Consider the following 17,694-nt stretch of genomic DNA (forward strand, 5'->3'; position numbering starts at 1 on the left):
TCACCCCGCCGTTCGGAGACACGCTCCGTGGCCAACTCGTTACCCTCTGCCCCGAGCCAGGAGATGCCTTGTGACCTGCGCGAAGGCGACTGTGGACTTTGTGAATTGAAACCGCCGGGGGCGTAGAGCACGATCATGAAGCGAGCAGGACGAGGCAAAGGAGGCCGCCAGGGTGTTTCACCGAATACGCCGCCGGACCAAGCAGCCCAGCGAGGCACAACGCCAGTTCGCCGAGCTGCATGCGCGGCTGCAGAACCAGGTCCCGCCCGGGTTCGGGGTGCCGCCAGCCGAGGCGGAGCACACCGAGCCGACCACCGTGGTGAACGACTTCCTTCCGCCGGAGCTGCGGGTGCCCAGCCACGACCAGCTCGACGGCAAGATGATGCCGTGGAAGCAGCCACTCGTCCTCGACGGTGAGATGGTCGCCTGTGCCGCGTGCGGCGCGTACCGGGACTGGCTCATCCTCTCCACCCGCGACCAGATCTGGCTGCGCTGCCGGGCCGGACACCAGCAGCAGGAGACCCGCCTCGACACCGCCTGGTACAACCGGAACTCCGGGCCGGCGGACGCGACGCACGCCACGTTCGAGGACTGCCTGCGCCACCTCGGGCACTGACCACCACTCCTACGACCCCACCGGGCCCGCGGGCCCGCACTGACCACCCGTCGCCTAGCACCAAGGGGTCAGTTCCGTCATGCGCGTTCGCGTCGCCACCACCGCCCTCGGCATCACCGCCGTCCTCCTCGCCGTGCCCGCCTGCTCCACCGACACCACCGGCACCAAGCCCGGCACCGCCGCCTCCGCCCGTGCCGGGAAGCCCGCCGACGCAGCCCAGCAAACTGCCCCGCTCACCTCGGCCGCGCTGGAGACGCGCCTGCTCGACCAGAGCGACCTCGGCAGCGGCTACCTGCGCAAGCCGGAGCGCCCCACCCAGCACGACGACGTCACCGTCTTCGGCTGCCCGGCCCTGAGCGAGCTGGGCGGCGACGCGGCAACCGGCGGCGGCACGCTCACCTTCCCGCGCAAGGCAAAGACGGCCTTCGCCTACGGCGGCAGTAGCTCCGAGGTCGCCGAGGAGCTCTACAGCGACAGCGCGAACAAGCTGTCCGATGGCATCGGACGGATCTTCGACGCCATGACCGGATGCCCGACCTATCAGGTCGTCGCGGGCGGCACCCCGATCGACATGGCCTCGCAGAAGCTGCCCGCACCTCACGGCCTCGGGGACGAGCGGTGGAGCCAGCTCCTGACGTTCTCCACCGGAGGACGGAGCACCGTGGTCAAGCAGACCGCGATCCGCGACGGCAGCCTGCTGCTGGTGATCTCCGGCTCCCCGGCCCTCGTCGACCGCCACCTCGGCAAGGCCCTCGCCAAGGCCACGGCAGCCGGCTGACCGGCCCCCGACGCACTGCTGCCCCCGACCAAGATGGTCGGGGGCAGCAGTGCTGTGCAGCTCGCCACGCTGCACGGTCCAGGAGGTTCTTAACGGGATGTGAACCATGCTGCGAGTCCACTCCCCAGCGTCGTGACGGAGGCCATGACGACAGCCGCCACCAGCCAGGGCGAGATGCGTTGAACGATGACGTGCACTCCACCGCAACGGAGTTCAAGGGCTGGCTGCTGCTTCTCTTCGGTTCGAGGCATACGACTATTCAGCCGCACAGGAATGCGGCACCACTACGCCAAGACGTGGCCACCTTGCCCCACTTCAACTGGCCACCGTTTACCACATGTTGAGCGGCACCGCTACGCCAAAGCGTCGCCGCTTTGCCCCGCTCGAGACGCTGGCGCTACCACGTGAGAAATCCCCACCGGTACACCGAGCAGACCTCACTTCACCCCACTTCCCCGTCTTGGAGTCGGAGGCGATCACCGATGCCGGGCAGGCCCGACACCATCGCCCTCCTCCGACTCGATGGCTCGCCCGAGCGCCGGAGGGAAATACCAGAAGCCCGGCCCTCATTCGGGAGGACCGGGCTTCTTCCGTCTGGCTGAGGGGCGCCGTCGCTAGGCCGGCGCCCGCAGCAGTCGCTCCCGGGTGGCCTCGGGCAGCACCCGGCGCAGGACCGGCGCGGTCGAGCTGAGGGAGGCGGCGAATGCTGCCACGAGGTCATGCGGGACGCTGGAACCGAAGGAGGCCGCCCATAGGCAGGGTGCGCCGAGCGCAGGCTCGGCCCATGCCTGCCATCCGACCGGTCCCGCCTCGTCGGCCTCGGTCGTCAGGGCGCGCGGGTCGACGTCCTGGATGAGCGGCGGTACCTCGCCGAGGCTGATGTGCGAGGTGAACGTCGGGTCCGTCGCTGCCACGTGGGGCTGGTCGATGTCGCGGAGCCAGCCGTGTGCGGCGACGGCGTCGAGGACCAGTTCGGGGCCAGCGAGCGGCACGGCGGGCTGGTCTCGGGCGTCGAGCGCAACGAGGAAGTCGGCCACGGCCTCGCCGGGGACATCGGGGGTGAAGTAGGCCGACCATTGAGCGAGCGGGGTGCTGGTCTCGGCGCGGGCAGAGATCTGCCAGGCGATCGGCAAATCTCCCAGGTGGAACGGCTCGTCCGCCAGGCTCCACTGGGCCCATCGGAGGGTGTCGGGGCTGATGTGCAGGACGGTACTGCGCAGGACCTGGCGGTCCTCCGGCGCCTCGTCGGGCTCGTGCCGTCCGCGGACGATCGTCAGGCTCGTCCAGCCCAGGCCACCGAGCGTGTCGGCGGCGGTGTCGTAGAGGCGCCCATCGTCACCGGCCAGATGCCGGGGACCGACCCAGAACGCGGGCTGGCCTCCGGGCGGAGTGGACGGGGCGAGCGGGAAGTCGGGGTACAGGGGCGCCTCCAAGGGCTCGGTGCGGGTCTAGTTGCCGCCGGCACTGCGGCGGGGGCGGCGCGGGGGCGGCTGGACGGGGCCGTGCCACGTCAGGGCGACGGCGACCTCGGGCGGCAAATGGCCGAGCTGTGCGTCCTCGCCCCGCCCCTCGGCAAGGTAGACGACGGTCCGGCCGGTCTCGTCCACGGACTGCACGACCTGCGCCAGGCGATGCGCCATCGGAAAGAAGGGGTTCATGGCCTGGCGGACCGGAGCATCCCGGTCGCAGGCGGACAGCAGGTCGATGAGATCACCGACGGTCATCTCCGAGGACGTCACGAACAGCCTCCTGGGGTGAGGGGAAACGGTGAGCGATGAAGGGGCGGAAGCCCGACAGCCGGCCGGCCGCCCGCCAGAGCGAGGGCTACTCGTGGGCGCCTGGCTGTCGTACGCGACGTGAGGACTCCAGCACGTGCGCCACGGCGGCGGCGACGATGTCGGCCGGCGTCTCGGTGTCGAACGACAGGTGGTAGCCACACACCTTGGCCGTGCCAGTGACGGCGATCTTCCATCCCTCGCAGTCTGTACCGGGGCGGCCGAGCGGGAACCAGCCGAGGTAGAAGCGACCGTCCTTCGAGCTGACGTGCACGTCCGCGCGGTCGTCCACAATCAAGTGGAAGTCCTCTGCGGAGAACTGGTCCATGACGAGCGTGGGCTGGCCGGGGCCGAGTTGCCACTCGCGCAGCCGCAGGGCTTCGACGGTGGTAGAGAAACCGGTGCCTACGGGCGCTACGGTCACGGGCAATCACCTCTCTGACCTGGCGTTTCTTGCAAGGTCGTCTACGTTGACATGCCTCCGCCCGCGTTGGCCAGTCTTTCCGCGATCTTTCCTGTCTGCCCCCGGCGAACTTGTCCTTGGACAACGAATCCAGCCATCCACGGCTTCGCCCCCCTGCTCCGCGACGCCTACGAACGGGGGGGGCGACGAGCGACTGGAGTGACCTGCTGCGCCGTCCCCAGGAGCCGGAACTCGACCTGGAGGGCGACGAGGGGCTTCTCGAAGCGGCCACGCCGGAGACGTACCTGGCTGTCAGCCGCTACGACCTGCCCCCAGCGCGCCCCTAGTCGCCCTGCCCGGAGCCACCGGTCCGCGCCGAGGGCGAAGCCAGACGGGAGCCCGCCGCTCCTGCAGTCGCCCTCTAGCTGCAGGGATGCGCTATAAATCGAACACATGATGCAATAGTTGGTATGCGTTGCTCTGCTTTTCCCGAGGATCTGGTTGCCGCGCAGTGCGCCTGGGAGCGGACGTACCGGAGCCTTGCTGATCCGGCCAACCGGCAGCGGACGACAGTCCTGCGGCGGCGTCTGCTGGAGCTGTCGGTTCAGGTGTGGTGGCACCCCTACTGGCGGCAGGCCGGGACCGGGCAGCGGGCAGCGCTGCGCTCCTCGGCGCGGGAGCTGGGACCCGGACCGGGTAGGTGACCAGCCCGCACGGTGGCCGCCGGACGGCCAGATCCTTTCCGGCCGAGATAGCGCTGACGCTTCCTGACGGGCAGACCGTGCAGGTCCGGCTCCACGAGCGGCGGGAGGTACCCGGTCCGCACCCGTGGCGTTACCTCGTGGGCGTCCCGTCCTGGGTCGCGCGCCCGGACGGGGTCGAGGCGGCCGAGTACACGGTCTGGGTGACCGATCGGCAGCTGACGCCCATCGAGGGGGTGGATCTCTCCGGCGTGCCGACCCACCGTCTGCCCGGCCCTCTGCCACGGGCTGCCCCCGGTTGGGTGGTCCGTCCCGCGCCTGAGCGCCGGGGCCGGACCGTTGTGCACGACGCCACGTGCCGTCACGCTGCGGGCGGCGGGACGGAACTGGGCACGCTGGAGGCCGTGGACGCGCTGATGCGAGACGGGGCGCGTACCTGCACCGACTGCGACGCGGCGGCTGTGCTCGTCCCGGCGCTCGAACTCGGCCAGGGGCACGGATAGTAGCGGGCCTGCCGCTGACGCCGAAGCATGACCAGCGGATCGGCGTAGAGAGACGCGAACAGGCCCCCGGGAGTGCGTCTCGGGGGCCTGATGGCGGTGGTTGCTCTTCGGTTAGCTGGCCGTGCCGCTGTCGTCGGGCTCGGACCCGTCCGCTGTACGACGGCGGGCGACGACCAGGGTGACGCCGCCGGCGACGAGGAGGCCAGCGCCTGCGGCGATCCACGGTGTGGCGTCGGCACCGGTGTGGGCGAGGGAACCCGCCGACGTCTTCGGCGTGGAGTCGCCGGCCGGGGTGGACGAGGAGTCGGCATCCGGTGTGCTGGTGCCCGGCGCGGACGGCTTGGCCCCACCGGTCCCGCTGCTCGGCTTGTCTGACGGGGCGGACGGGGAGTTGGTGGGCTTGTGCGTCGTCTTGTCCGACGGGTCGGTCGCGGTCTTCGCGTTGGTGACGGTCACTGTCACTGGGGCGGCGGGGCCCGCGGTGAACGTCTTGGACGGCTTGTAGAGGTCGTACCCGGCTGGGGCCTTGATCTCCTTGACCCAGAACTGCGTCTTCCGGCTCGTCACCGGTAGCTCTCCGGAAGCCGTGCCCTTGGCTCCGGTGGTCAGGGTGAGCAGCGTCGAGGTGCCGGTGCCGATGTTCACCGTCGCCCCGGGCAGGTGCTTGCCGGTCTTGTCGTCCTTGGCCTGCAGGAGAACCTTGGCTGCCTTGAACGGGTCGGTGACCGTCAGCCGTGTGGTCGCGCCCGGGGTGACGATGACGTCCTGGTCGGCGACGACCTCGTGGAGCGGACTGCCGGACGCCGTCTCCTTGAGCCGGTAGACGCCCGGCGCGAGGTCGAGGAAGGTCAGCTTCCCCTGTGCATCGGTCTTCCCGCGTCCGGCTTCTTCGCCGACAGAGTCGAGCAGCAGGAACGCGGCGCCGGGGAGCGCCTCGCCAGCCGTGTCCTTGGTGGTGATCTCGACGCTGCCCGCGTCCAGAGTCGGCGTCTCGGCGGTGGCGGCGGCCGAGGGGGTCGGCTCGGAGGACTGGGCGCTCGCGGCCGGCGCCCAGGTGAGGGTGCCGGTCACCGCGACGGCGACGGCGGCGGATCGGACGAAATGTGCGTGCACGAGGAGGAGGACTCCTTGGATCAGAGGGTGGGGAAGGCCATCGGGTTCGGCCAGCGACCGGGGCGGGAGCCGGCGGGGCGACAGGTGTGTTGCCGTGAGGCTGCATGGGTGTAGTCGTGGCGATGTAGAGGGCGCGGCGGGTGTGGACGGGGACCTCTTGCACGGTGCGGTGCAGTGGCTCGGTGGAGATGAGCGAGGCGGTGAAGGCCGCGACGAGCGTGGTGGGCGTGCCGAACGAGAAGCGTGCCGTCCAGTGCGGCTCGCTGGGGTATCCGCCCTAGGATCGCCAGGCCGGCCCGCTGGAGCCGCTGATGGCGTATCGGTGGCGTATACCGCCGAGTCCTTCCGGGGTGAGGAAGGTCTGTGTGCCGTCGGTCTTGACGTCGTGGCTCCAGTCGCGGGTGAGCAGCGGTACGTACGCCTCGTGCGGCGCCGTCTCGTCCTGGAACAGCCGGTCCTGGTCGCTGTGCCGGTCTTCGAGGTAGAGGTCGAGCAGTGCGGTGTGGACGTCGTGGAGCAGCTCGACGGGGGTGGTGGCGTCGAAGGTGATCCGCCAGGCCGGCGGGGTGAACGGGGCCCGGTGCGCGCTGATGGTCCACGTGCCCTTGCCGGGCTTGTCGGGTTGAGGGTCGTAGGTCGTCTGCAGGCGCAGGCACGGGCTGAAGGCGGCGGCCGTGCCGTCGTCGGTCTGGGCGAACGGCCAGCCCTCGTCGAAGGGGAAGGCCCAAGCGGTGCGGGGGTCAACGGCGCCGGGCCCGGCAAGGTGGCGGGGAAGGACCTGCACTGTCTGGGCGGGGTCGAGGTTTTCAAAGGGGTGGGTCATCACGGGCAGGGCTCCTGCTGGAGAGTGCGGGACGCCAGGGCTGGCGGTGTGGGCGCGGCTCATCGGGCACGGGTGCCGCTGCGGGTGACCGGCATGGCGGGAGACGTGTGCGCGGTCCGGCCTGCGGCGCGGCTCGGCATGGATGCGGTCCAGGCGCCGGGGAACCAGACGGCGGTGTACTGCTCGATGGCGTCGCGCAGCCCGGTGGTGACGGCCCCGTCCCACGGGGGCCGACCAGGGCGGTGGTACCTGTCGAAGGTGCCGTACTGCTTGCTGTTCGGCCGGGTGTTGGTGGCTTCGTCGCGGCGGTGGAAGGTTCCGTGATCCACGAAGCTGAGCGCCACCGCGTCGATCTCGCCGCGTTCCGGGTGGACAATCGCCGCACGCAACCCGCCGTAGGTGTCCGCGTGGATGGTGCGGGTGAAATCGATACGCAGCCGCAGCGGTGCGCCGGGGGCGGGGGCGGCGAAGTAGGTGTTGCCCACGACGGTGCTGTCGTGGAAGGGGAGGCACAGCTCTGCGAAGAACTCGGGTGCCTGCAGGGACAAGAGGGGCTCCGGTAGGGATCGGGCTGGTCCTACCGGCGTGGACCGGGCAGGGCCGGTCGGCTGGTGGTGCTCCAGCGCGGGAGGCTGGCCGCGGGGTGCGCGGCCGGGCGGCGGGACGCGACGGCCCGCTGCACGTCGAGCGGGGTGGGGGCCGGCGGTTCGGGCGGAAGGATCGGGGTGAGCTGGGCCATGCCCTTGATGTAGCTGAAGGTCTCCTCGCGCCACCGGGGCAGTGGAGCCGGATCGGCAACGCCCCGGGTGACCGCGGTGAGCAGAGCGACGGGAGTGTCGGTGCTGGCTGTGGCGTACCAGACAGGCCGGTCGATGGAGTTCCCGGCCCACAACTGCCACCGGGCGTCGCGTGTGGTCAGCTCGGCTTCCGGATCGAGGTCGCCGGTGGTGAACTCCAGGCCTGCGAGCCCGTCCGGGGACTGGACCGCGAAGACGCCCCAGCGCGGGCGGTCGATCTCCCAGCCCTGTTTCAGCAGGGGCACGACAGCCAGAAAGGGATCGTGCTCGTCGACCCCGGCGACCGGCCTGGCGAGGTAGGCGTCCGGGCCACGCTCGTACGCCTCGGCGAGTGCGGTGGTGAAGGCGGTGACGAACTCGGTGGGGACGCGGTCGTTGAAACAGACGCCCCACGCCGGCGGGCCGAACGAATCCTTGTAGGCGCTTATACGCCACAGCCCGTCGTCCTCACCCTCGGGCAGGTAGCCCAGGCGGACGCGCCGGTCGGGAGCGCTCAGGTACACGTTGGAGTCCTCGTCGTACCGGAGGTCCCAGCCGAGGTCGAGCAGCGGGACGAGGGCGGGGTCGCCGGTCCCGGTGGTGGAGGCGAGATGGCGCGGGGAGATGTAGACGTCGCCGTCGATCTCTTTGGTGTCGGGCACGAAAGTCCAGGGGGTCGGGGCGGTGGTGGGTGGCGCGGCATGAGTGTCAGGCACAGAGGTTGTTGACCGGGGCGGGCAGCAACTGCTCTTCCAGATCTGTGGGTTGGCCGGTGTAGTGCAGGGTGCGCAGGCCCAGTTCGGCGGCAGCCCGGCAGTTGTCTCCGCAGTCGTCGACGAACAGCACACGTGCTGGGTCGGCGATGCCGGTGGCGGCCACGGCATGTTCGTACGCGGCCGGGTCGGGCTTGCACCGGCCCATGCGGGCGGAGTACAGGGCGTCGTCCATCAGCTCGCGCCGCCAGTCGGTGGCGTCCAGGACGTTGCTGAGGTGGGCCGGGGCGTTGGAGAGCAGCACCATCGTCAGCCCCGCGGCCCGGGCGCGGTACAGGATGTCGAGGACGCGCGGGTCGGTGCGGGTCCACATGGCGGTGTCGGCATCGCGCAGGGTGCGCAGCCACCGCGGGCCGGGGTGGTGTCCGAGCACCTTGGCCCAGTAGGCCAGATCGCTCAGTTCCCCTGCGTCGTACGCGTTGCGGGGAGCCCAGAAGGCGTCCTGGAAAGAGGGGAGATGCCGGTCGGGCCACTCGGCGAGGTCGGCGAGACGGGTCCACATGGCGGTGCTGGGTTGCAGGCCCGGAACCCCGTTGTAGTCGAGGATGAGGGCGTCCACGCCGGTCGGGGAGACAGATGTGCGGGTCAAGGGGCGAGTTTCTCCAGGGCTTTGGGGGCGAGGGCGGCGACTGCGCCAGCGAGGAGGGCGGGCAGCAGCAGTGCAATCGGCAGAGCAGTGACGGTGGCGAGGGCACCGATCAGGGCGGGGCCCGCGAGCAGGCCGACGTAGCCGGTGACCGCGACGGTGGCGACCGCGCGGGGACCGCCATGACCGGCGGCGGTGATCAGGCTGGGGATCGTGACGGACAGCCCTAGGCCGAAGGCCGTCCAGCCGAGCAGGGCGGAGGCGATGGTGGAGCCGACCAGTCCGGTGGCGAAGCCGAGCGCGGCCAGCGCGGCACCAGTACGGACGACGGCGAGAGCGCCGAAGCGGGCGCTGAGCCGGTCTCCGACGAGACGGCCTGCGGCCATGGCGGCGCTGTAGAAGCCGTACGCCGCAGCACTGGTCGCGGCCGTCGCGCCGAGATCATGCAGGTGGACAGACGCCCAGTCGGCAGCAGCTCCTTCACCCAGCAGCGTGGCAGCAGCAAGCGCCCCCAGCAGCCACAATCGGCGCCGGGACAACCCCCTCTGCCCGTCCGAGCCCAGTGCAGCACCGTGGTGGACGGGCTCGAGTGCAGGGCTGGCGACGGTGCGGGTGAGCCGCGTGGTCGCGCCTGCCGCCGCAGCGGCGCAAACTGCCACCGCGGCAAACAGAACGGCGTGTGAGGTGTGAGCGGTGGCCGCGGCCACCGCGGCACCGAGGAGGGCGCCGAGGCTGTAACTCGCGTGCAGCCGGTTCATGATGGGGTGGCCGTGGGCGTCCTGGCAGCGGACCGCCGCGGAATTGGCCGCGACGTCAAGGACGCCGTGCGCGACGCCGAAGACGAACGCCGCCGCCAGGAGGCTCTCCAGACTGCGGCAGAACCCGAGGACGGCAAGACAGGCGGCGAGGGCAACGGCACCGCCGGTCAGCAGCACGGGCAGACGGGCCGGCCGGGCGAGGCGTCCGCCCGCCTGGAGTCCGCCGACCATGCCGAAGGCGGCGGCCAGCAAGACCAGGGCAAGCCCAGCGGTACTCACCTCGGCGGCGTTCTGAACTGCGGGCATGCGCGCGCCCCAGACGGCCATCACCACACCCAGGCCGGCGAAGTACCCGATCAGCAGGCGACGGCTGCGCACCAGCTCGGGCGCTGCGGTCTGCCTCACGCGGCGTGCTCCCCGGTAGTCAGGGCCGCCGGCGGGACCGGGGCAACCTGGACGTCGAGGTTGCGGTACACCTCCTGGGCGCGAGCTTTGGCGCCGGCGGCGGTCAGCCCGGTGGTGATCAGGAAGCCGATACGGGCGGTGTACAGATCGCCGCCGTCCTGTGGCAGTACGAGCTGGTCGCCGGTCTGTCGCTGGAAGCGCACGCGCTCCACTCCCCCGGTGGGCTTCGTAACACGGCGGGCGGTGAGGGTGCCGGAGTAGGCGGGGTAGATGAAGCGGATCGCCGCGGCCTGGTGGCGGGTGGGCGTCAGGTCGGGGGTACGTCCGCAGGCGATGTCGGCGGCAGCACGGGCGAGGTCGACGCCGGTGGCCAGGTGGACGAGGTGGCCGATCAGGTCGCCGCCCAGGCGTGCGTTGACCTCGATCAGCCGGGGCCGACTGCCGACCAGGCGTATCTCGACGTGCTGCACGCCGTCGGTGATTCCCAGGGCCTTGATGGCAGCAGCGGCGGTCGGTGCCACCTCTACGAGGAGCGGATCGGCGGCGTCGACGGTGTGCCCGGTCTCGTCGAAGTAGGGTGCGGGGCCCAGGTTCTTGCGGGTCACGGCGACGGCGGTGGTGGTGCCGCGGTGGGTGACGCATTCGACGGAGACTTCGGGGCCGTCGAGGTACTCCTCGACCAGGACGCCGCTGTCCTCGCGGCTCCGGCTTGCGCCGACAGAGGCGAACTTGAAGGCTGCGGGCAGCTCTTCGGGCCGGTCGATGCGGATCACGCCGATGCTGCCGGCCGCTGCGGCGGGCTTGATGACGGCGGGGAAGCCGAGGGTCCTCGTCGCCAGTTCGGCCTCCCGCAGGGTCCGGGTCTTCATCGACGCGGCTGACGGCACTCCGTGGCGGGCGAACAGCGTGCGGGCGGTGGCCTTGTTGCGGCAGGCCCGCATCACCTCGACGGAGTTCGCGGCCAGACCGAGCGCGCGGGCGAGGCGGGCCGTGGGGATGAGGTTCCATTCGTCCCAGGTGACGACGCCGGCGAGGTCGTGTCGTTCCGCCAGAGCCCGGCCGGCGGAGAGGAGTGCAGTGGTGTCGTTCAGATCAGCTACGGCGTGGTCGACGATGTGCGGCTTCTCCCACGATGGCTCGGCGCCGGTCAGCAGGACGATGTCGTATGCGGCGGCGACCTGCTCAAGGCAGTAGCCGCGGTCCGCCTCATCGCCCGGAGAGACGACGAGTACGAGGGGGCGAGCGGACAAGAAGGGGTTCTCCGAGTCGGTAGGCGGCAGGACGAGGGAAGAGAAAGGGGGTGTCTCAGGCGGCGCGGCGGCGGCGCAGCTCGAACACGCCAGCCCAGTGGGGGTGGTCGTCGATCAGGCGGCGGGCGTAGAGGGTGGGGAAGTTGTTGTTCAGCCCGGCGACGCCGTACGGGAGTTGGCGGCACAGGTCTTCGAAGAGGTCCTTCAAGCTGACCCGTGTGGCGCCGGCGGCCAGGCGGCGGGCGGCCATGCGTTCCAGAGCGCGGTAGACGTGCGGGTTGTGTGCGTCGAAGGCGTGGAACTGCTCGGTGATGGTGCGACCGCTCGCGCGGTTCGTCCCGAGGATGGCGGTGGGCATGAGGTTCTCCACAAGCTGCGGACGCAGCAGGGTCAGGTGCGCAGGGCGGGATCGGTGCGCAGGCGGGCGAAGGCGCAGAACAGGCCGAGGGCCTGCAGGGCGGCGCACGCGGTGATGACGTGGCCTAGTGCGTCGGGCGGAGTGAGCGCGGTGAGCACGCCGGCGACGGGGAAGGGCAGTAGGAGGATGAGGATGGTCGCCGACAGGGTGCTGCCGAACTTCTCCGGAGGGATCAGGCGGGAGCGCAGGGTGCGCAGGACGACCGTCATGCCGCCTTCGGCCGCCATGAGGATGGCGACTAGGACCAGGTAGGACAGGTAGTCGGGGGCCTGGGCGGCGGCGAGACAGGCGAGCGAGGCGAGGGCGGCGCAGGCTGCGCCGACCGGCCACAGGCCCAGGCGGTCGAGCGCGAACCGGCAGATGGTGACGGCCAAGAGGGTGGCCGCCGCGGCGGCGGACCAGACCAGGCCGACGGCAGTGGTGGACTGCCCGAAGTGCTTAACAACGATCACCGGACCAGCCGCTTGAAGGAGCCCGGTGGCCAGGTTGGACAGGGTCAGCCCGGTCACGAGCCAGCCGAGTGCGGGAAGCGAGCGGATGGTGCGCCACCCGGTGAGGAGTCCGGCGCCGGATTGCCCCTTCGGCGCGCGGGCCGGGGCGACGGGCGAGGGGGGTGTACGCAGGGCGAGCAGCGCGGCGAGAAGCGAGAGCACGGTGATCACCGCGAGCATCGGCGGCGGACCGGCGAGCAGGAGTACCCCTGCGAGCGCCGGGCCGGCCAGGGTCGCGGTCTGGTCGATGCCGAGCAGGACGGCCTGGACGCGGTGGGCCCGCCTTCCCGCTCGGCGGCCGGCGGCAGCGCCCGCCGTCTCGGCCGCGATGTAACTGAACTCGGTGAGCACGCCGGTGGTCGCCGCAAGCACCATCACGGTCGCGCTCGCCAGGGTGCCGGACGGGTGGAGGTGGAGCAGGACCGCGCCGGCGGCGAGGGCCAGCGCGCGTCCCAGGGAGGCGAGGTGGAAGACGACGGCCGCCCCGCGCCGGTCGACGATCGATCCCGCCCACCCGAACGCCGCCAGTCGCGGGAGCCACTCCAGGGCGAACGCGGCGCCCGTCAGCGCGGCGGAGCGCGTGGTGGCCAGGACCAGCAGTGGGATGCCGTAGGTGGACATCGCGAACGCGAGAGCGTCCGCCGTGCGCGGCAGGTAGATGCTGCGCATGAGCCCGGCGGTGTGGCGTGCATGCCGGGGCATGACAGCAGCGCTCACGCGACCGGCTCGGGCTCGGACATCCGGGTGACCTGCGGGTTGTCGACCAGCCACTGGATCAGGAGAGCGCGAGGACGGGCAAGGTCCGCCTCGGCCTCGTCGCTGGGCGGTCGCGCGGCGGATGGCCGCGGGAGGCCGTCGGCGCGCTCGGTCGCGAGCGAGGGCGCCAGGAGGTCGAGGACGTGGCGGATACGACTGCTGAACTCGCAGACCGTGGCCGGGTAGGCGTGGCGTCGGGCCCAGCGCGCAGCCGCGTCGTACAGGTCGGCCAACTCCCCTCCGCAGGCGGTGAGTTCCAGTCCGGCGCCGGGTGCGGTCCGGACGAGACCGTGGGCGCGGGCCGCTTCAACAGCGCGGCGCAGTTGGCGCGAGGAGAGGTCGGGGAGGGTGGCGGCCAGTCGGCGTGGCGGTATTGCCCCGTTGTCGTCGATCTCGGTGACCAGTCGGATCAAGGAGCGCGAAGCCAGCAGCTCGACAGCGTTGCGTACTTCGGCAGGGGTGAAGGGGGTAGTCATCGGCGCGGGCCTCCCGCCGGGATGGCCGCCTTCGGGCGGGCGGTCCTGGCGTGCGAGAAGAGATCGCGGTTGTGCCATGCCGGAGAGGACTCACCCGTCCGGGTCTGCGGGAGGGTTGCGGGGGCCAGCCGGGACTGGCTGCTTATCCACGGCCGCGGCGTCGGCTTCGCCTGCGGGTGCCCCCAGACCGGGTGGTGGGCCGCCTGGTTGAGGGGCTGTCCGGCGGACCACGCGGACAGGGCGCCGAGAACGGGGCCCAGGCCGTCGCCCGCTGCGGACAGCCGGTAGGGCCGGCCGATGCCCTCGGTGTCGACCAGGCCGTCGGAGACGAGCTGCCGCAGCGGCGGGTACACGTTGGTCCAGTCGCTGCTGGGCATCACGATCCGGGCCAAGGCCCGCCCGCTGACCTCCTCGCGGGACTTCAGCACCCACAGGATGGCGGCGGCGTGCCGCCGGGTGAGCAGGGTGAGGCTGTCCTCGATCTGCTCGATCGCGGGCAGCGGGCGGTCCGCCTTCTCCAGATGCTCCTCGGCCCAGGTGACGATCATCGGCAGGACCGGCAACAGGGCGACACCACGCTCGGTGTGGCCGTAGCTCACATGCCGTGCGGTGTGCTCGGTGCGCTCGACAAGACCGGCGTCGCACAGCGACTTGAGCTTGGGGTGGAGCTGGCCGTTCTGCAGCCAGGACACCTTGGCCGCCAGCTCGCTGTAACGCAGCGGCGGGCCGGAGAGTGCCAGCAGGATCCGGACGTTCCAGCGCGGGGTGATCATGGCGAGGGCCTCGGTGACCCGGGCGATGTCGGCGTCGGTGTCGGGAGGCAGCGCGGTGATGGCCAAGGGAGAAACTCCTGGGTGAGTAAGGGGAAATCGCCTGCGGATCAGCGGCTGGGTGCCGTGCTCTGGGCCGGAAGGGGCAGAGCCGGAACGGGCGGCGAGGGTGCCGGCGGGGACGGCGCTGGGGCCGGGACGCGGGCCAGGCTCTGCAGAACGGCGGCGACCGACTTGGCCTGGACGTCGCGGACTGCGACCGCCTCAGCGAGCCGGCGGGAGCCGTCGAGGAGATGGGAGACCTCGGGCCGGCCGATCTGCCGATCGGGGTGAATAAGCCGGGCGAGGTGGGCGCGGTGGAAGTCGATGCTGCGCTCGGCGACGGCGAGGTCGTCGTGCATGCCGAGCAGGGCGGAGAGCATGCCGGACGGCTGGCCCTGGGCGTGGGCTTCGAGGTCGGCGAGCGGCGCGCCGTACAAGTCCTCGATCCGTCCGGCTATCTCGGTGGACGTGAGGTGGGGCAAGCGGGGGCTTTCACGGTCGGCGGGCCCGGGCCGCCCCGGCACGCGGGGGTGCCGGGGCGGCGGACGGGGGCAGGGTTGCGGTGGCCCTGAGCTGTGCCATGCGGACGGGGCGGGCCCGCTGGTCGGGCGGGGGCATGGTGCGCAGCAGCTCGCCGAGCGCGGCGCGGTAGCCGTCGCGGGCGTCCAACGCCGCCTCCAGCCACTGCGCGTCGAAGCGGAGCTTGTCCGCCGACAGCTCGCCCATGTCGCGGTCCGGATCCATGTCCGCGTGCACGCGGTCGCGGACGCGGGCGACCTGTTCCTCGGTCAGAGCCAGGAAGGAGCGCAGTTCCAGGGCACGGGCGAGGGCAGGCGATCCATCGTGGCCGACGGCCGGCTCGTACAGCTCCGGGACCGGGTTCCCGAAGACCTTCGCCAGGTCGGCGTCCATGGTGCTGGTCTTGACCCGGGTCAACGGACGGGCCTTCCCGCCCGCCATGCCGACGTCGGCGCAGGTGTTCCCGGGGGTCGTTGGGGAGCGCTGGTCTGCACCGCCGGCCCGGTTCGGGGGCGCAGGCGGGCGAGCCGTTCGGCGGCGAGGTCCTTCTTGCCCGGAGCGTCCGGGTCGAGGAGCCACCGCACGACCATGGCCCGGCCGTCGCGTGCGGTGACGGCCGCGTTGAGGCGTCGGGCGAGGCCCGTCGTCGGGTCGTCGACCTCGCTGGGCTGGGTTTCCAGCGCGGCGAGGAGGTCGTCCTCCGCGCGGTCGAGCACGGCCTGGGCCTTGACGAGAAGGCCGTGCCACCTGACGACGTCGGTGGCGTCAGGATTCGCGGTCGGCGCGGCGGCGACCGCGGCCTTCAACTGGTCCATGTCCATGGCGAAGCGCGCTTCGATCCGATCGGTGAGCACGCCCACGACATCCTCAGCGTCATCGGATATGCCGTCGGACAAAGGGAGACTCCTGTTCTGGAAAGGCCGATGCCTGGGGGAATGTGAGGGGCGTCCGTACCCGGCGGCTCAGTCGCTTGCGGGCACCTTCTGAATACCTGTCAGTCCAGGCACATACGGGTGTCGCGGTAGACGTACGTGCCGGAGACCCAGCCCTTGACGCCGGTCGACTTGTCCGTGATGTAAAGCCAGTTGCCGCTCTTCTTGTGGACGGTGAACTTGTGGCTCTTGTAGAGCACTCCGACCGCGGTGGACTTCGTGGTGGCCTTGGACCGGATGGTCACTGCCGAGGTGTGGACCTTGTACGGCAGCGGCGGGAGGTCCGGGCAGGGCGTAATGCTCGTGGCCGTCGAGGCAGCAGCGACGGGGGCCGCACTCGCGGGCGTAGTGGACAGCATCGGCAGAGCGAGTGCGCCGAGCATCGCCGCGGATATGGCAATTCGGGTGGAGCGCATGCGGAAGAAACCTCCGTGAAGGCATAGGGATTGCGTGGAATGGCGCCGCGGGAGTTGTCCCGGCGGCTGTATAAGAGTCCGGAGAATCGCCGGTTTGGCTAACCGGCGATCGTCGGCTATGTTTCGCCGCCCGCGTCGGCTTTGACGGTCAGCGCGAGCGGCCGGGCGGGCGCGGAGCGGGGGCTTTTGCCACACCGGCCGGGCGGCTGGCTGCGGTTGCCGGGCGGACCGGTGGGAGAGGACCGGCCTCGCCGGTAAGCCGGTCGTCGCACCACTGCAGGGCCTCGCCCACCGTGTCGAAGCCGCCCTCGCGCAGGGTGTGCGTCCACGCGTCGGTGTCGACCTCTTCGACTACGACGCGGAACGGGCTGGGGGCTCGCTCGTCCAGGGCGCGCAGGGCCACGACGGTGACCATGTCGTCCGGGTCGTCGGCGGTGTAGGAGTAGCCCATGGCGTAGTGGTCGCCGTCGCCCGCGAGGCGTCGCTCCAGCGCACGAGTCGCCTCGTCCGCCGGCGGTGGGCCCAGCTCGGCGTTGAGGCCGATGGCGTCGTGCGGGCAGCCGCGGTGGATGAGCCAGGACTGCGCCATCGCGGGCAGCGGCAGCAGGGCCTGCTCGAAGTCGAACGTCTCCTTCTCCCGGTCCCGCTTCAGGTGAACGGCGACGTATTGCGGCATGCCTGGGTGCCCGTAGGTGGCGGTGCGGTCGAAGAGGACGTAGTAGCTGTGCGCGCCGTTGGGGGTGTGGTGTTCGGCGAGGGGGACGAGCATGTCCTCGCGGACGGCGACCTGGCGGTAGAAGTCGAGGTACATCTCCTCGTCGGCATCGAAGTCGTCCAATGCGAAGTCGACTTGAGGGATGGACTTCCGAGCCGGCGCCGGTTCGGAGGGAGACAACAAGGACCTTTCGATGGAGTTCAGCGCCGCTGCGCCGGGGTGGACGGCGACGTGCCGGGTCGAGCCGGGACCTTCGGCGCCTGGGTCGTGGGCTTCCGTCGGGCGGCGAACAGCGCGGCGCGTCCGGCGTCGGTGAGCGAGACAGGCTGGCCGGCGTGCACGGGGTGGTCGGTATCCCGGACGACCAGGCCAGCGTCCTCCAGCCGCTGCAGCTTGGCGTGAGGGATGCGGGTGCCGGAGGCGGCTGTGACGGACATCCGGCCGGTCAGCAGGTGTTCGTAGAGCTTGGCGCCGCCGGCGATGGCGAGCAGCGCCGCCTGGTCGTCCGTCGAGAGCGGCTTCGCGTCGGGTGCCAAGGCCGCTGCGGCGGCCTCGATGGGCTCCAGGGCGGCGAGCACCTTCCCGGCGGCGGCGTCCCGCGCGTCGGTGGCCTCCTCCAGCTGGTCCACGGTGCGGTCGATGCGCGTGAACAAGGCGTCATCGACGTCGAACTCGCCGCTGGACAGGCGGTTGAGGAGGCGGAGGTAGAAGGCGACGCCGGTCTGGGACTTGGCCAACTCCCGGTGCCGGTCGACCAGGTGGGCGTGAGGCTCGTCGAGGACGCCGCGGTCACGGTAGGCCCACAGGGTGTCGATGTCGTGGCCGGTGACGGCTTCGATGCGATGGTCGAGCGGGGAGACCGCACGCCGGGCTGGCGTCGGCGCGGGTTCAGGGGGCAT

General features: G+C 71.2%; 24 protein-coding genes. 4 read left to right on the forward strand and 20 right to left on the reverse strand.

All coding sequences use genetic code 11. The features are described from left to right. The first annotated feature begins 172 nt into the window (after positions 1–172). Together ACZ5C2_RS21195 and ACZ5C2_RS21200 are read left to right on the forward strand one after the other, a co-directional pair. Positions 173–616 carry a hypothetical protein gene (locus ACZ5C2_RS21195; protein WP_189909632.1) on the forward strand — a complete coding sequence of 148 codons (444 nt, stop codon included), beginning with the start codon at positions 173–175 and terminating at the stop codon, positions 614–616. A gap of 79 nt (positions 617–695) precedes the next feature. Then, positions 696–1,394, forward strand: coding sequence for a hypothetical protein (locus ACZ5C2_RS21200; protein ID WP_189909633.1), 699 nt, complete (start codon positions 696–698; stop codon positions 1,392–1,394). Between the two features lie 614 nt (positions 1,395–2,008). Here ACZ5C2_RS21200 and ACZ5C2_RS21205 read toward each other — a convergent pair. The 3 genes from ACZ5C2_RS21205 to ACZ5C2_RS21215 all read right to left on the reverse strand — a co-directional run bounded on the left by ACZ5C2_RS21205 (position 2,009) and on the right by ACZ5C2_RS21215 (position 3,593). Beyond that, on the reverse strand, positions 2,009–2,827 hold the full coding sequence (locus tag ACZ5C2_RS21205) for an SPDY domain-containing protein (protein WP_189909634.1): 819 nt from the start codon (positions 2,825–2,827) through the stop codon (positions 2,009–2,011). A gap of 15 nt (positions 2,828–2,842) precedes the next feature. Further along, the gene (locus ACZ5C2_RS21210) at positions 2,843–3,133 is read right to left on the reverse strand and encodes a hypothetical protein (RefSeq protein ID WP_189909635.1); all 291 of its coding nucleotides are present in this window, start codon (positions 3,131–3,133) and stop codon (positions 2,843–2,845) included. Positions 3,134–3,218: 85 nt separating this feature from the next. Then, positions 3,219–3,593, reverse strand: a complete 375-nt coding sequence (locus ACZ5C2_RS21215) for an SPDY domain-containing protein (protein ID WP_189909636.1) — start codon at positions 3,591–3,593, stop codon at positions 3,219–3,221. A 449-nt stretch (positions 3,594–4,042) separates the two neighbouring features. Here ACZ5C2_RS21215 and ACZ5C2_RS21220 point away from each other — a divergent pair, with 449 nt between their 5' ends. Beyond that, the gene (locus tag ACZ5C2_RS21220) at positions 4,043–4,276 is read left to right on the forward strand and encodes a hypothetical protein (protein WP_468793196.1); all 234 of its coding nucleotides are present in this window, start codon (positions 4,043–4,045) and stop codon (positions 4,274–4,276) included. Then, positions 4,273–4,776, forward strand: coding sequence for a DUF6233 domain-containing protein (locus ACZ5C2_RS21225; RefSeq protein ID WP_466408779.1), 504 nt, complete (start codon positions 4,273–4,275; stop codon positions 4,774–4,776). Before ACZ5C2_RS21220 ends, ACZ5C2_RS21225 begins: the two co-directional genes overlap by 4 nt. 111 nt (positions 4,777–4,887) lie before the next feature. Here the strand turns inward: ACZ5C2_RS21225 and ACZ5C2_RS21230 are convergent, their stop codons facing one another. From ACZ5C2_RS21230 to ACZ5C2_RS21310, 17 genes are all read right to left on the reverse strand, one after another. Continuing rightward, entirely contained in the window at positions 4,888–5,889 is a 1,002-nt protein-coding gene (locus ACZ5C2_RS21230) for a SpaA isopeptide-forming pilin-related protein (protein WP_189909638.1), read from the reverse strand. Between the two features lie 277 nt (positions 5,890–6,166). Beyond that, positions 6,167–6,712 (reverse strand): SPDY domain-containing protein, encoded by a 546-nt coding sequence (locus ACZ5C2_RS21235; protein WP_246531984.1) that lies wholly within the window; start codon positions 6,710–6,712, stop codon positions 6,167–6,169. 59 nt (positions 6,713–6,771) lie between these two features. Then, positions 6,772–7,260: a hypothetical protein gene (locus ACZ5C2_RS21240; RefSeq protein ID WP_189909639.1), complete on the reverse strand. Its 489-nt coding sequence runs from the start codon at positions 7,258–7,260 to the stop codon at positions 6,772–6,774. A gap of 29 nt (positions 7,261–7,289) precedes the next feature. After that, complete coding sequence (locus tag ACZ5C2_RS21245) at positions 7,290–8,150, reverse strand: SPDY domain-containing protein (RefSeq protein ID WP_189909640.1); 861 nt, start codon at positions 8,148–8,150, stop codon at positions 7,290–7,292. A gap of 46 nt (positions 8,151–8,196) precedes the next feature. Then, positions 8,197–8,850: an HAD family hydrolase gene (locus ACZ5C2_RS21250; RefSeq protein WP_189909641.1), complete on the reverse strand. Its 654-nt coding sequence runs from the start codon at positions 8,848–8,850 to the stop codon at positions 8,197–8,199. After that, positions 8,847–10,010, reverse strand: a complete 1,164-nt coding sequence (locus ACZ5C2_RS21255; protein ID WP_189909642.1) for an MFS transporter — start codon at positions 10,008–10,010, stop codon at positions 8,847–8,849. Before ACZ5C2_RS21255 ends, ACZ5C2_RS21250 begins: the two co-directional genes overlap by 4 nt. After that, positions 10,007–11,260 carry an ATP-grasp domain-containing protein gene (locus tag ACZ5C2_RS21260; RefSeq protein WP_189909643.1) on the reverse strand — a complete coding sequence of 418 codons (1,254 nt, stop codon included), beginning with the start codon at positions 11,258–11,260 and terminating at the stop codon, positions 10,007–10,009. The genes ACZ5C2_RS21255 and ACZ5C2_RS21260 overlap by 4 nt, the downstream gene beginning before the upstream one ends. 55 nt (positions 11,261–11,315) lie before the next feature. Further along, positions 11,316–11,618, reverse strand: coding sequence for a hypothetical protein (locus tag ACZ5C2_RS21265; protein WP_189909644.1), 303 nt, complete (start codon positions 11,616–11,618; stop codon positions 11,316–11,318). Positions 11,619–11,650: 32 nt separating this feature from the next. Next, positions 11,651–12,886 (reverse strand): MFS transporter, encoded by a 1,236-nt coding sequence (locus tag ACZ5C2_RS21270; protein WP_189909645.1) that lies wholly within the window; start codon positions 12,884–12,886, stop codon positions 11,651–11,653. Further along, entirely contained in the window at positions 12,883–13,401 is a 519-nt protein-coding gene (locus ACZ5C2_RS21275; protein WP_189909646.1) for a regulator, read from the reverse strand. The genes ACZ5C2_RS21270 and ACZ5C2_RS21275 overlap by 4 nt, the downstream gene beginning before the upstream one ends. Further along, on the reverse strand, positions 13,398–14,240 hold the full coding sequence (locus tag ACZ5C2_RS21280) for a winged helix-turn-helix transcriptional regulator (protein ID WP_189909647.1): 843 nt from the start codon (positions 14,238–14,240) through the stop codon (positions 13,398–13,400). Before ACZ5C2_RS21280 ends, ACZ5C2_RS21275 begins: the two co-directional genes overlap by 4 nt. A 41-nt stretch (positions 14,241–14,281) precedes the next feature. Then, positions 14,282–14,695 (reverse strand): hypothetical protein, encoded by a 414-nt coding sequence (locus tag ACZ5C2_RS21285; RefSeq protein WP_189909648.1) that lies wholly within the window; start codon positions 14,693–14,695, stop codon positions 14,282–14,284. Positions 14,696–14,705: 10 nt separating this feature from the next. After that, the gene (locus ACZ5C2_RS21290; RefSeq protein WP_189909649.1) at positions 14,706–15,149 is read right to left on the reverse strand and encodes a hypothetical protein; all 444 of its coding nucleotides are present in this window, start codon (positions 15,147–15,149) and stop codon (positions 14,706–14,708) included. Beyond that, positions 15,146–15,628, reverse strand: coding sequence for a hypothetical protein (locus tag ACZ5C2_RS21295; RefSeq protein WP_189909650.1), 483 nt, complete (start codon positions 15,626–15,628; stop codon positions 15,146–15,148). The genes ACZ5C2_RS21290 and ACZ5C2_RS21295 overlap by 4 nt, the downstream gene beginning before the upstream one ends. 98 nt (positions 15,629–15,726) lie before the next feature. Next, the gene (locus ACZ5C2_RS21300; protein ID WP_189909726.1) at positions 15,727–16,047 is read right to left on the reverse strand and encodes an SH3 domain-containing protein; all 321 of its coding nucleotides are present in this window, start codon (positions 16,045–16,047) and stop codon (positions 15,727–15,729) included. 181 nt (positions 16,048–16,228) lie between these two features. After that, positions 16,229–16,978, reverse strand: coding sequence for a hypothetical protein (locus tag ACZ5C2_RS21305; RefSeq protein ID WP_266402912.1), 750 nt, complete (start codon positions 16,976–16,978; stop codon positions 16,229–16,231). A gap of 17 nt (positions 16,979–16,995) precedes the next feature. Continuing rightward, on the reverse strand, positions 16,996–17,694 hold the full coding sequence (locus tag ACZ5C2_RS21310) for a helix-turn-helix domain-containing protein (protein WP_189909652.1): 699 nt from the start codon (positions 17,692–17,694) through the stop codon (positions 16,996–16,998).

It is taken from the genome of Streptomyces sp. NPDC031365 (assembly GCF_055569765.1).